Annotated in this window: 9 protein-coding genes; all 9 read right to left on the bottom strand. The window is 45.7% G+C overall.

The features are described 5' to 3' along the window. Positions 1–92: 92 nt before the first annotated feature. Positions 93–401: a hypothetical protein gene (locus AC6I8Y_RS16870; protein WP_128650297.1), complete on the bottom strand. Its 309-nt coding sequence runs from the start codon at positions 399–401 to the stop codon at positions 93–95. 1,034 nt (positions 402–1,435) lie between these two features. Further along, positions 1,436–2,866, bottom strand: a complete 1,431-nt coding sequence (locus tag AC6I8Y_RS16875; protein WP_042471239.1) for a sodium-dependent transporter — start codon at positions 2,864–2,866, stop codon at positions 1,436–1,438. A 599-nt stretch (positions 2,867–3,465) separates the two neighbouring features. Continuing rightward, on the bottom strand, positions 3,466–4,992 hold the full coding sequence (locus tag AC6I8Y_RS16880) for an Lcl C-terminal domain-containing protein (protein ID WP_498022314.1): 1,527 nt from the start codon (positions 4,990–4,992) through the stop codon (positions 3,466–3,468). Positions 4,993–5,108: 116 nt separating this feature from the next. Further along, positions 5,109–5,807, bottom strand: coding sequence for a response regulator (locus tag AC6I8Y_RS16885; RefSeq protein WP_498018803.1), 699 nt, complete (start codon positions 5,805–5,807; stop codon positions 5,109–5,111). Positions 5,808–5,829: 22 nt separating this feature from the next. Further along, positions 5,830–7,311: an ATP-binding protein gene (locus AC6I8Y_RS16890; protein ID WP_498022316.1), complete on the bottom strand. Its 1,482-nt coding sequence runs from the start codon at positions 7,309–7,311 to the stop codon at positions 5,830–5,832. Between the two features lie 134 nt (positions 7,312–7,445). Continuing rightward, entirely contained in the window at positions 7,446–9,317 is a 1,872-nt protein-coding gene (locus AC6I8Y_RS16895; RefSeq protein WP_498022317.1) for a methyl-accepting chemotaxis protein, read from the bottom strand. A gap of 264 nt (positions 9,318–9,581) precedes the next feature. Then, positions 9,582–11,849 carry an alpha-galactosidase gene (locus tag AC6I8Y_RS16900; RefSeq protein WP_498022319.1) on the bottom strand — a complete coding sequence of 756 codons (2,268 nt, stop codon included), beginning with the start codon at positions 11,847–11,849 and terminating at the stop codon, positions 9,582–9,584. Between the two features lie 20 nt (positions 11,850–11,869). Further along, positions 11,870–12,868 carry a substrate-binding domain-containing protein gene (locus AC6I8Y_RS16905; RefSeq protein WP_234496972.1) on the bottom strand — a complete coding sequence of 333 codons (999 nt, stop codon included), beginning with the start codon at positions 12,866–12,868 and terminating at the stop codon, positions 11,870–11,872. Positions 12,869–13,008: 140 nt separating this feature from the next. Then, the gene (locus AC6I8Y_RS16910; RefSeq protein ID WP_252016897.1) at positions 13,009–14,103 is read right to left on the bottom strand and encodes an ABC transporter ATP-binding protein; all 1,095 of its coding nucleotides are present in this window, start codon (positions 14,101–14,103) and stop codon (positions 13,009–13,011) included. Positions 14,104–14,388 lie beyond the last annotated feature (285 nt).

Below are 14,388 nucleotides of genomic sequence, written 5' to 3' on the forward strand. Positions count from 1 at the left end.
TGAGGTTGCAATAATTTTCCAAGACCCTAGATCGCAGCTTAAAATAGGCACAAAAAAAGGGCCGAAGCCCCATTTAAATGATAGAAAATCTGTTATTTTTTCTTGCCAAAGCGATTCTTGATCTTGGACTTAACCAGCGCGACGATCGGTTTACCCAGTAATAGTGCCGATGCAATAAGAACGACTTCATTGACGGCAAAACCGATGCCAGATGCTGAGGCGACTTCGCCAGCACTCCAACCTAGTGCTCCACCATAAGCGGCAAGTGCCGCTGGTACAGCAACCATTCCTATATTCGTTAGAATGAACACCAGCAACGCGGCCTTTTTCAAAGGCGTGTTAACTAAGTCTTTGATGGTCATCTCTTGTTCGTCCAGTGTTTTGTTTGCTCCATTACTCATGTCGATTACCTCTTAAATTGGAAGAGATGCTTTGACATCTTTGTCCGTATGGCCGTACTGACAAGATAATTAAAGCATCGATTTGTCTCGTATGACCAATGTCCTCAGTTTGATTCAAATCGGATTGAATAAGGTGATACGAGCCAACAACTCCTTTTATTGGGCAGAGATGGCCAGACCAATGACTGCGTGAGGTATGTTATCTATCGCTGTCAAGTCAGACAAAATAGGAGACGCTCGAAAATACGAATAGGTTGGGGTTGAAATACGAATAGGTCAGGGTATAGATACAATTTGCATGTAAAAAAAAGCCTGAGCGGACTCAGGCTGAAAATGCAAATTGCAATTAAGAATGTATAAAGTTGTGCTTGTTACCTGTCTCACAGATAAAGTGATGCTCAAAGTGTGGTTACTGTTAGGTAAGAATACCCCTAATACGCTTACCAACCCCAATCACTTTGAGCACCGGGCAGAGTGCTTCTAGTTCCACTTAGAAGCACTCTGTAAATAGCTCTAGCACTATAGGGATGAAGCTATAATCTCATGCTGAGAAAAAGACTTGCTAGAGCTATTTGCAAAACAGCCAGTTGATCGTCGGTCTAGCTGCTTTGCAAAATCAAACTTTCTTCGAGTTCTTTTAAAGGCCTCTCACCACTTTCTCGATGACGAAACTCAGTTCCAATCGCGACGACTTTACGTGTTGGAACTGAATGAAAACCATGAGTAACATGCCCGCCAATTACCCCCGCAAGGTAAATGAGTCACCCATGGTTTGAACGAACTGTCACCGAGAAACTCACCCTATTGGCAAGAGGCCTTTAACAAGAATGCACAAGCGAAAATTCAACGCATAAGGTAGGCTGATTTTGCTTTCTTTGCGCTCAGGCCAAGAGTACGTATTTTAAGTCTTAGAGACAAAATAGGTCCTCATAGGTGCACCGAATAGATGCATAAAAATATTGGGGAGGGGGAGTGTTGAAAAGATAAAAAAAGCCCTCGTATTAAACGAGGGCTTCAAGTAATCGTTGTTTAGATTATAGCTTCTTAGATAGAAGACCAGTCAGAGCGATGATACCGATACCCATCAGCATGATTGGACCTTTACCGCTATCGAAGCCGCTTGAGATGCCTGCAAACGCTACGATTGCAACTGCTACAGGGATAACAAACTTAACTAGGTTGTACCACAGACCGAACAGTGGGAACTTCACTTCACCGTCGTTAGTGATTTCTTTCTCTAGCTCTTCACGGCTTAGTCTCCAACCAGCGAAGATACACACCAACATACCGCCAACTGCTAGGAAGATCTTATCTGTTAGTAGGTCGAAGATATCGAATGCACCAGTATCAAACAGAGTAGGACCAACGCCACCTAGAGATAGAGAAGCAAAGATACAAAGAACTGCCATTACTGCTGCTGCAGATAGTACAGCCGTAGTACGCTTCATGCCTTTCTCGTCGATTAGGTAAGACACAACTACTTCTAGTAGAGATACCGAAGAAGTCAGTGCTGCAACCGTTAGACCAACGAAGAACAGTAGTGCGAAGATAAGGCCAACGCCGCCCATTTCAGCAAACAGCTGAGGAACAACGACGAATACTAGACCAGGACCCGCTGCTGGCTCCATGCCAAGTGCGAACATTGCAGGGAACATTGCGATACCAGCAAGAATAGCGACACCTGTATCCATTGCCGTAACCATACCAGTCGTTTGAACTAGGTTCTCTTTCTTCTTCAGGTAGCTACCGTACGTGATCATACAACCCATACCAAGACTTAGAGAGAAGAACGCTTGACCTAGTGCCGCTAGCACGACGCCGCTGTCTACTTTCGAGAAGTCTGGGCTAAATAGGAATTCCACACCCGCCATTGCGCCTGGTAGAGACAAACCTTTTACTGAAACGATGATAAGAATCAGGAATAGGATTGGCATCAGGACTTTACCCGCTTTCTCGATACCGCCAGAAATACCGCGGCTAACGATGATGATGTTCATCAGCAAGTAAACACCCATCCACATTAGTGGTTGGATAGGGTTAGTGATGAAACCGCCAAAGCTATCACCAATAGCTTCTGGGTTACTTAGAAGACCTGTAGATACTTTCTGAACGTATGCTAGAGCCCAACCACCTACAACAGGGTAGAAACCCATAATAAGTAGACCACTCAATACGCCGATAACACCTACGAATGTCCAACGACCGTCTGTCGACTTAAACGCACCAACTGCACTGCGACCAGTCTTACGACCTACCGCAAACTCAGTCAGCATTACGCTGAAGCCAATGAAAATTACGAATGCAAGATAAATAACGATGAATGCACCACCGCCATTTTCACCTGCTGTGTAAGGGAATTTCCAAATATTACCAAGACCTACAGCAGAACCTGCTGCGGCCATTACGAAGCCAAGCTTCGAACCCCAATTGTCGCGGGGTGCTGCGTTTGTGTTGCTCGTTGCCACGATAACTCCAAATAATCTGTTGTGTTTGTCCGTAACTTTGGCGCCGAAACGTTGTGTGTATTTATTTATATACACTTTCTAAAAGTTGTAGAGGCGCTTTATCCGTGACAAGTAAAACAGTTTATGGTTGCAGTTGGAAGTGTTAAAAGTGTTTTTTTCTGACTTTTGTATTCAAATTGTTGTCAACTGCTGATTTTTTAAACATTGTTTGATGATGTTTCTATAAATGCTTGACTAGGTGGCGCCATTTTCTGTTTTTTACTAATCACTCACTTGCATATTATAGATTAAGATTCTGGAGTTGCTTTCATTTTTAGCATGAGTGCATTTTCATTTTGGCGATTGTTAAGTGAATATAATTTCGGACGATTAGTGCTAGCTACCAGCCTGGAAGGTGAGAAAATGCATGTTTATATCGGATTATTACCCGATTATGGCAAAGAATATATAGATAAATGCGATGTCAATAGGGTGGGGTAAAATTGAACGGGATGGTGCTGTAAATTATCCCGTCCGCTTGTTTAGAATGATCGCGATGTTGATAAGTTAAACTATAGTTAATAATGCGAGTGATTGCTAAATAAAGTAGAGAATTCCACTTATCTCTTAGGCAGTTCATCTCTAGTTATGAAGTCATCCTTGTTTTTGTCGAGTTTATCGAAGTCTCTAGCTAGGGGACCGCGGACTTCGCTACGAGATAACTTGTTGTCGCCATTGGTGTCCATGTCGGCAAACGGGTCCCCACTACGACGCTGCGATCTTCCCTTGCCCTCCACTTTGCCTGCTGCTTTAGAGTCAGTTAGGTCTGAGTTAGACAGGGTATAGGTTTTCGTTGGACGTTCAGTTGTCTCTGGCTGTTCGACGAACCTTGTATTATTGTCACTGACGCATCGAACGTGGTTTTCAAACCTTACCGCATCACCCTGAGGCCCGTGACCTTGTGGATAGCTTTGACCATTATCCACCTTAGGGTCACTTCTTTGAGCACCAGCACCGTGTACGTCCACCCAGTTGTCACGCATGTAACCCATGGAACGGCCAAAGGCGACGTAACTCGCGTTCTTGGTGTTCTTTAGATTCATGTGGGTCGTGCTGCTCCAGTAGTTAGGGTAGTCAAGTTCACCACCTTCATTGGTAATTTGACTAGCATTGAATATTGGATCTAAGGACGGGCTATTGCTCGTTGCCGGTGAACGTGAGTAATCAACAATGGATTGAAGCTCTTTCACGTTAGGTAGACGCCAATCTTGACGACCCGCTAAATCGAGATTCTCACAGTACTCTAATGCACCATTCCAATCTAAGCTCGTTACGCTGTCGGCTGTTTGCCATATCAAACCTGTCGCTTCATCGTGTACTGTGCCGTTTGAATTAGCGACAAATTGGTTTACACCGTAATCAGAGTTCCCCCGAACAGCCAGGATATAGAAGGTTTTGTCTCCTCCACGGGGGCTCTGCATTCCGTAACCTTTGATGCGTCCATCAATAAAATTCACGCCAAATACGGTGTCATCTTTGCCCATTGTCTTAGAGACATATTGAGTACTACTCAAATATTGAGCATCAATAAGACGTTCACCCGATGCCATATCGCCAGACTCGAAACCAAAGTAGCGATGGTCGATGAAAGGTCGAATAGAATAAGAATCAGGACCATTAATGCCACTTGGATCCTCGCCGTCAAAGAGGATCAGCGAATAGAGCTCTTTGATTGTAGGTAGTCGCCAGTCAGAAAATCCTGCCGTGTTTAGGTTAGCGATGTAGCTGACTGCTTGGTCGTAACTCATTTTATCGGCTGCAGTTACTTTTCCATCACGGTTGGTGTCAATCGATGCTGCCCACATTAGGCCGGTGACGTTATCACTTACCGTCCCATCGTTATTTGCGGTGTAACTTGGCGCGTATCCTTGATATTGGGCGTCTTGCCCGAAACCATACTCCCCTTGAACCGGGCAGGTTGAAAGCTGAGTTGACGCGTCTGAACAAACCGATTGACCCGTATCGACGATTTTATAGCTGAGGGATTCACTGCTGGAAGCCTGTCCGGTGAAGCAAAATGTTCCCCAAAGCACAAATGTCAACGTAGAAAGCTTGGGAAAGATTTGGCGGCGGTTGTCTGAGTTCATACACTACCTCACGTTCGTGTGCAAAAGCATACTTAATTGATGAAATAAGTATGCTTGATAAAAGTGCAGAAAATATGGAGGTATCTGGGTTTGTTTGTGAAGATGAAATCCTATGGCTAGTCGCGTTCATTCAACTCGAATCGATAACCCACGCCGTATATCGACTTAATCCAATCGTAGCTTGGGTTGATAGCCAATATCTTCTTGCGCAGGTTTTTTATATGGCTGTCAATGGTTCTATCGGTGACGACTCTTCCGTCTGAATAGATGCGATCAATGAGCTGATCTCGGTTATAGACAACACCATGATGACTATTGAAATGACGCAATAATTTAAACTCAGCGGGCGTTAAGGATAAAACTTGACTATCAATAGTGACCTTCATTTGCGCATCGTCGATGATTAGCGTCGCTTGTGGGCTGACTTGTTCAGCCTCGGACAGTGACGCCGTCTTGGTGCTTTGACTGCGCCTTAGTACGTTCTTGACCCTGGCAACAAGTTCTCTTGGGCTGTAAGGCTTACAGATATAGTCATCAGCGCCCAGTTCTAAACCTAGCAAGCGGTCTATTTCGTCGACTTTAGCCGTCGCCATCATGACGGGCACATCGCTGAAAGTGCGTAGTTCTCGATAGATATCCAATCCATCGCGATTAGGGAGCATTAAATCCAACAAAATTAAAGAAGGGGTGTGTTCCTTTACCCATTCGATGACTTTATCGCCGTCATCGATAATGTGTGATTCAAATCCATTATGCTGAAGGTATTCGGACACAATGTTTGCCAGTGAAGGTTCGTCTTCAACGATTAAAATCATGGTCATTCCTTTGTTTCTGTTTTTATTGCTCATCGTTGCTGGATTTTGGCAGCGTTACGACCATTTTCAAGCCGCCCAGCGGTGAGTGCTCGGCATTTAGGCTTCCATTGTGCGCTTTTACGATGCTTTGGCAGATAGCAAGCCCCAGTCCGGAGCCGCCATTGGCGCGGCTGCGAGATTTATCGACGCGATAAAGGCGCTCGAAGAGTTTGGGTAAAGCTTGCGTTGGCACGCTTGGATAACTGTCTTCAATAATGATAGTCGCCTCGTTTTTGCTCTCTTGAATTGAAAGTCTGACCGAGCCATTCTCATCAGTATAACGGAAGCAGTTCTCAAACAGGTTCTGAAAAACTTGCTGAAGTGACTTCGAATCGGCGAAGACTTCAATTTCAGGATTGCCTTCAAGTTGATGCTCAAGTGAGATGGATTTTTCTTGTAGCCTCAGTTCATAACGCTCAACGATAGGTGATAACACGTCTACAAGTGTTACGGCATCTCTCTGGTCACTGTCTTTGGCCCCACTGTCTGATAGCGCTAATGTGTGTAAATCATTAATCAACCGTGTCAGCGTGGATACTTGGTCATGCAATCCATCGACATACCGCATTTCAAGGGGGCGAATCCCATCCTGTAGAGCCTCGATTTCACCTTTTAGTACAGCCACGGGCGTTCGAAGCTCATGAGAAATATCGGACAGCCACTGGTCTCTCAATTGTTTCTGCTGCTCTAACGACGCGGTGAGTTGATTAAATGCATCGACAAGGTCGGCAAGCTCATCGCTCCCTGTATGCTCAATGCGATGGTCCAACTGACCAGAGCCAACAACTACGGCGCCATGGTGCAGTGCGCTGAGTGGTTTAAGCAAATACCGCACTGAGAAAAATGCGATTGTTAAGGTCAGTAACAGAGCGGCTAATGAAATGGTCAGTACATGAGTGGTCTGTGACTGAATAAAGCTCTCGGCAAGCTTATTTGAGACGCTGCGACTCTGCACTACGCTAAGCCAGCCAACTGTATTGCCGTCATGTTCGATAGGCACATAGCTTACATACTGCAAGCTTTCATCAAGGATAAAGTCGTGACTCATAGGGCCTAATAGAGGCGTGCGACTCTCATCTAGCAAGCTGATACGCACTCCAAGTGGCACGAATAAGGCTTGCTCGCGTTCAAGCTTTGATGAAGGTGGAAGCGTATCAGGAGACAATCGGTTATGTCTTGGGGGTGGACCTCGCCTAGGGCGAGGAGGGGGCGCTTCGCCAATTTGCTGCATCAAGGTGGCGAGTACTTGTGGAGAGCGAAGCAGCTTATCCCAACCATAGGTTTCGGAGTAGTAACTAGAGACATTGCTTGCAAGGCTTTCTACCTTCGTGAGCTCTTCTTGATTCAAGTAGCTTTGTAGCCCTTCTTTGAAACTGGAGTTAATCAGATACGCCATACCTGCTAACAGTAACAAGCTTGAAGTTAGAAGCGATAAAAACAGCTTTTGAAACAGAGTAAAGCGCATGCGAATCCAGAGAAAACGGAGTGTTAACTTTAGTCTACCTCAATATTGTGGAGAAAATTTGGAGAAATAGCGATGGTTAAAAAAGAAAGCTCCGGTATTGAGACCGGAGCTTTAAGCTTGAAGTGTTAGCGAGCTTATACCTTAAAGCGGTTTAGGATCGCTTCTTGCTGATGAACGTTATCAAACTGCTCAGTCATTGCCGTATTTGCACCGTTAGCGGCGTCAGATACTTGCTCACTCAGATCTTTGATCTTGATGGTGTTAGCGTTGATCTCTTCTGCAACCAAGCTTTGCTCTTCTGCTGCTGCGGCAATTTGCATGTTCATATCAGAAATCTGTGCGATAGACTGACGAATACGTTCTAGCGCATCGTTTGCACTTTGCGCACGATCGACGGCCATTGTGGCGCTTTCTTTGCTTTGAGACATAGCGCTAGAAACAGAGTGTGCACCTGCCTGAAGCTGCTCAATCATGCTGCGAATTTCTGTTGTTGACTCTTGAGTGCGCTGAGCTAGAGTACGAACTTCGTCGGCGACCACTGCGAAACCGCGACCTGATTCACCAGCACGTGCGGCTTCAATGGCCGCGTTTAGAGCGAGTAGGTTTGTCTGGTCTGCAATGTCATTGATAACCTTAAGAATGGTTTCAATGTTGTCTGTTGCTGACTCTAGCCCTTGAACCTCGATAACTGCTTCTTCAATACTCATAGAGAGATTAGTGATAGCCGATGTGGTATCAAGTACCACCTCAGAGCCTTCTTGAGTCGCAGTGTCTGCGGCTTGCGCGGCACTTGCTGCACCTTGAGCATTGTTAGCGACTTCTGACGACGTGCTGGCCATTTCATTCATTGCGGTCGCAAGCTGCTCAAGTTCTTGAAGCTGGGTATTCATTGCAACTGCTGAGTGTTTAGCGCCTTCCGTTGTTTGCTGTGTTAGCGCTAGGATCTTCGTTGAAATCTCTTTCGACTGAATGATTTGCTGCTGAAGGTTTGCGGTGAAGGTGTTAAAGCCTTTCGCGAGTTCAGCAAACTCTGCATCCGTGTCTGTGTCTAGGCGGTGAGTTAGGTCACCGTCGCCGTTTGCAACGTCTTGAATTGCAGCGTTCAGATCTGTCAGAGGACGCATCAGGAATTGGATTAGAAGTGTCAGAGCAATAACGCTGACAATCACGCCAACCAAGATAAACAGGATAGACTGATTACGCATCTTACCAATCGCTGCAAAGGCGACATCTTTATCAATGATCGCGCCCACGTACCAGTTCTCGTCAGGAACTTGGATAAGGTTTACTTGGTAATCTTTACCATTAATTTGAAGCTCTTGAGTACCTTGTGAGAGCTGAATGCCAGGAACGAACTTAGCTACAGGTTGACCGTTAAGGCTTGCGTCTGGGTGAGCAATCGTCATGCCTTTATCCGTCACTACAAACAAATAACCTGCGTTGAAAAGGTTAGTTTGGTTTACCAAGTCTGCTAGGGTGGTCAAGGTGACGTCAAACACAACACTACCTACAAAACGACCGGATTCGTCGTTAAGCGCTGAGCCCAACGAGATAATCACATTGTTAGTCGACGAATCGACATAAGGGTCAGTAATGATTGTGCTGTTGGCTGCCTTAGCTTCTTTATACCAAGGACGCGTACGTGAGTCATAGCTGCTATCCGGTACCCACCCATCGTTACTGATTAGCGAACCATTTGATTCATAGCCCACACCTACCGCTTGGAAGTTAGACTTCAGTGTTGAGGTAGTAATGATGTCTTCCACGTAGTCGTTATTTAGAGGGTCAATTTCCAATGACTCTGTAACGGCACTTGCCATATCGCGCTTAGCGTTTAAGTCATAAGTGATAGTGTTTTTAACGCCTGTGGTTAACTCGTTGATGCTAGTGTCAATGTGACTTTGAAGTTCGCTACGCACCGTGATCAACTGGGTAATCCCTAGGGTTGAAACGGTAACGAGTAGCAAAGCCGCCGAAGCGGAAACGATTTTGTGACTAAATTTCATACTACTTCCTAGATTTAGCTCTAAATATTGCCTTTATAGATAGCCAACATTGAATGCATAACTGGTGTTATGAATCAGATTTATTATTAAGAACAGTGTTTTGTATAACTATACAGATTATCGACCTGTCAGGCATGAACTTTAGAGGGATATATCGAATATTTTTACTGGTCATAACAGTGATATAAGTAAGGATATATAAAAGCAATCGCCCGCTATTCCGTGGTTAGGAATAGCGGGCGATTAGCGTGCTGATTTATAAATCTATTTTCGTTTAAGGTGGTAGATTCTCGAACCGAAATCGCCAATATGACGGGTCTGTTCAGTGATCTCTACACCTAGAAATTGGCTGTTCAAAGGCAAACCAAACGCGGCGAGCTGGTCACCAAATAGGTGATAAAGCTCTGGTGTCGCTTTCACGTTCGTTGTTTCCACCTCTTCATTGTATTGAGAGCGTGACTGGACCTCGAACTCAGATTCGGGCTCGAAAAATGGTAGCTTGATTCGCTCTAAATCGCCGTTACTTTGTTGAAGTTTTTGGTAATAGCCAAGCAGTCCCTCAGTACCGTCTTCGTTAGTGACAAGCCAAGTGGAGATATTGTTGTCAAAAGGCGAGGCTAACCGATAGAAACGCCCAAATTGAATCAGCGTGCGATGTTGCTTATAGAACGCAATTTGTTCTCTAACAGCCTGCGTTTCATTGCTTGAGAGCTGCGTGATATCAAGTTGATAACCAAAGTTGCCGAATGCCGCGACATTAAAGCGAGTCTCCAATGGTGTGCGACGCAGTACCTGATGTGAAGGTTTGGCAGCGACGTGAGCACTCATAGAGGATAGGGGATAACACATGGATGTGCCGTGCTGTATGTTTAAGCGCTCAATAGCATCGGTATTATCACTGGTCCAGGTTTGAGGCATATAGCAAAGCATACCAAGATCGAATCGGTTGCCGCCGCTAGAACATGACTCAAATAGGATATTTGGAAATGCACCGGTTAAGCGAGCCAACAAGTCGTATAGCCCAAGTACATATCTGTGATTAAATCCGCTTTGAGTCCTTGGGGTTAAAGACTGGGCGTAATTATCACTGAAGTTACGATTATGATCCCACTTCACATAGTCTACATCCGCTCTGGAAAATACGTCACTCAGTTTATCAAACAGGTAGTCGACTACGTCTGGGTTTGCCATGTCTAGAACGAGCTGGTTGCGTCCCAGAGAAGGCTCTCTTAGTGGATGAGCGACCGCCCATTCGGGGTGTTGTCTAAATAGCTCACTGTCTGGTGACACCATTTCAGGTTCGACCCAAATACCAAATCTAAGTCCGTAGCTTTTGACTTTGTTGCTGATACGAGCAATGCCGCCTTGGAGTTTTGGGTTGTCGAAGTAGTCTCCGAGACTCGTAGTATCATCGTCTCGTTTTCCAAACCAACCATCATCGAGCACAAACAGCTCAACACCAATATCTTGAGCCTTTTGGGCAATAGCATCCAGTTTGTCGTAGTCAAAATCGAAGTAAGTTGCTTCCCAATTATTCACTTGGATGGGGCGTTCAACTAATCGCCACTGCTCTGGTACCACATGATGATTTATGAAGTGATGCAGTTGTTGGCTCATGGTATTTAAGCCTGTGGCAGAGAAGGTGAGAGCAACCTCTGGCGTCGTAAAGCTTGAGTTGGGTTTTAGCTCCCATCGGAAGTCAAAATCATTGATTCCTGTCATGACGCGAGTTAAGCAATGCGGCGACACTTCAGCAACAGATAGGTGATTTCCGCTGTATAAGACACCGAAGCCGTAACAAGGCCCCATGTGCTCGTTGGTTTCTTTATTTGCTATTGCAATAAACGGATTGTGGTTCGCGCTACTCACGCCTTTCTTCGAATCTATCTGCACTATGCCCTTGTTGAGGCGTTGGCGTGCAATTTGTGCTTCTTTTATCCACTTGCCTTGAAGGTGGATAAGGTCAAAGCCTTCCTCTGCAAAATCGACGCAGCTACTGAGCGCGCGATGAATCTGCATACTTTGGCCGTCTTCATTGCGAATAACAAGATGGCGAGTAATAACGTTTGAGGCTTCATAAACCGAGTAGTGAACGTCGACAGCCAATCGAGTGATAGCGTCGACAAGCGTAACGATAAGGTGCTGACCTTTTTCTTCGCCACTTGCTGACGGCAACCCAGCGAGTTCGGGTTTGCTGTCGACAACTTGGTGTGAAGAGTAGGTGAGGTCGGTAATGCGTGACCCATCTGCATACTCAATGTGTAAAAGTGGGCTTCGGTAATCGCCTTTCCCTAAGGTGGGGACTTCGAGTTTCAGGGTATCTAAACTTTGTCCAGGAACATCAGCGTAGTCCGTTGTCGAGCCCATCTTTCCGCTGTAACGCTGATCAAGTGCTGCAAAGCTGCTGCGATGTGTCATCTTATCACCGTAATGAAGATTGATAAGATGACCCGTTTCGTTCGCTTTGATGATGTAACTGGTTTTGGATGTTTGGAGATGAAACTCAAGCTGTTCGCTATTAACAAAAATCATTGCGCCACCTTAAGGGTTGGTTAACGTGTCATTACGGACTTACGCTGCACGAGAGTTGGAGTGAAAACAATTGGGTCATCCTCAATCTTCTCGCCACGTGATAGTAGCAAGGCCAATCGAGCCGCTCTTTCTGCCATCATGGCAATAGGATAGCGGACCGTAGTTAGGTGAGGATGCACGAAACGGGCGATCAGACCGTCATCGAAGCCAATTATGGAAATGTCTTGAGGGACAGCAATGGCATTGGTTTCCAGCGCTTGGATAGCACCTGCTGCCATATAATCGTTGTAAGTCACGACGGCAGTAATATCGAGTGACTTTGACAACAAATTCGTCATAGCCAGCTCACCGCCATCACTGCTCGGTTCGCCAGCCTCAATGTAGTTTTTGGAAAGCGCAATACCGTGGTCTTCTAGAGCGGTGCGATAGCCTTTAATTCGCTGATGGGTATCTTCGATATCCTGAGAAGAGGCAATACACGCGATGTTACGATGCCCTGATTTGATTAGCTGCAGAGTGGCAAGGTAGGCACCACGTTCATTATCAAGAGAAATACAGCGCGATTCGATCTCTGGTATGTAGCGGTTGATAATGACCAACCCTTTCACCTCTTTGGCGTAATTGATGAGCTCCTCATCACTGAGACCTTTGGCGTGCAGAATAATTGCATCGCATCGACTGTTAATCAACAGTTCTAGCGCATGGCGTTCATCCTCAGCGTTGTGGTAGCCATGTCCAATTAATATGTGCTTTCCAGCTTCTCGAGCAACTTGATCGACCGATTTCAATAGAGTCCCGAAAAATGGGTCAGAGACATCCGCTACGACAACACCCACTGTGTTGGTGCTTTGATTGACCAAGGCACGCGCTGCCGCATTTGGGCGATAGCCGAGCTTCTTCATCGCTGCCGTTACAGAAGTAATGGAAGACTGACTCGCTTTAGGCGATTTATTGATCACACGAGACACTGTAGCGACAGAGACTCCTGCTTCTTTTGCGACATCTTTGATGGTTGCCATTGGGCACCTTTTACTTGGGCTCTTAAATTAGGCGAGTATTAGAGCGTGTTTCATAGCGGAGCGCAATTTGCTGGATAAACAAATCCTTGTGTTTGCTATGATTGCTCGAATACTCGCTGAGACTTGCGACGGACTCGAGATTATAAAGTGACGCGTTGCCCGTCCGCATCGAACAGATGCACATCCTCATAAGTGCAGCTTATCTCAACTTTTTCAAACTTGTTGACTGCTTGGTCACCTGGCAGGTGTACCTTGAATCCGTCGACACCGGACGCCTGTCCGAACAGATAGGTGCTGTTACCTAGACGCTCCACAACTTCACTTTGGAACTGCAATTTGACCGGACTGTCATGGTTGAGTGTTAGATGTTCCGGTCTAACGCCAAGACTCAGTTTGTCACCTGTATTCGGCGTAGAGGAACTGCTGTCAGTTCGCGGAAGCGTAAAGCGCTCACCTTTGTCGGTTTTTAGGGTGAGGTTATTGTCGGTAATCTCTTCTACTAGGGTAGGAATGAAGTTCATTTTAGGAGAGCCGATAAACCCAGCAACAAACTCGTTTTGCGGTGTGTGATATAGCTCAAGAGGGCTGCCGACTTGTTCTACCTGACCATCTCTCAACACCACGATTTTGTCGGCTAGCGTCATCGCTTCAACCTGATCGTGGGTCACGTAGATCATCGTGTTGGCTAAATCTTGATGGAGCTTGGCGATTTGCAATCGCATATCAACGCGCAGCTCTGCATCTAGGTTGGATAGGGGTTCATCAAATAGAAACACCTTAGGGTTACGGACAATGGCGCGACCGATGGCCACACGTTGGCGTTGACCACCAGACAGCTCTTTGGGTTTGCGCTTTAACAAGTGCTCTAATTGCAGTGTTTTAGCTGCATTCTGTACTTGCTTATGGATGTAGTCCTTAGGATGGTTATTCATCTTGAGACCAAAACCCATGTTTTCTTCTACCGTCATATGAGGGTAGAGGGCATAAGATTGGAACACCATCGCCACGCCACGCTCTGCTGGGTCGACGTCGTTGACTTTCTCATCATCAATGTAAATCTCACCATCGGAGATCTCTTCTAGCCCAGCGACCAAGCGAAGCAGTGTTGATTTACCACAGCCAGATGGTCCGACAAACACCACAAACTCACCATCATTAATATCGAGATCCACACCGTGGATGGTTTGTACCTTACCAAAGCGTTTGATGACTTGGTTTAAGCGGATGTCAGCCATAAGAACTCCTAGTTATGCAGACAAGTAAAAGCAAAAGTTTAGCGAGTGTTAGCGGTTAGCCTATACGTTCTCGATAGCGCTAATCGTGCTCGCATGATGTCCGTTGATACCATCACCATACGCCCTAATCGCACTCTTGTTAGCTGTCAAACCCAGAATAGTTGATCATGATCATAATTTGTTAACGAATTTGAGTGAAAAGTGTGGAAACGTTTACAGTTTTAATTTTGAGCAGTACAACATTTCACCATGCTGGCTAATATTTAGGTGTATTTTCACTTAAAC

The sequence above is a fragment of the Vibrio sp. KUL78 genome (genome assembly GCF_059725505.1).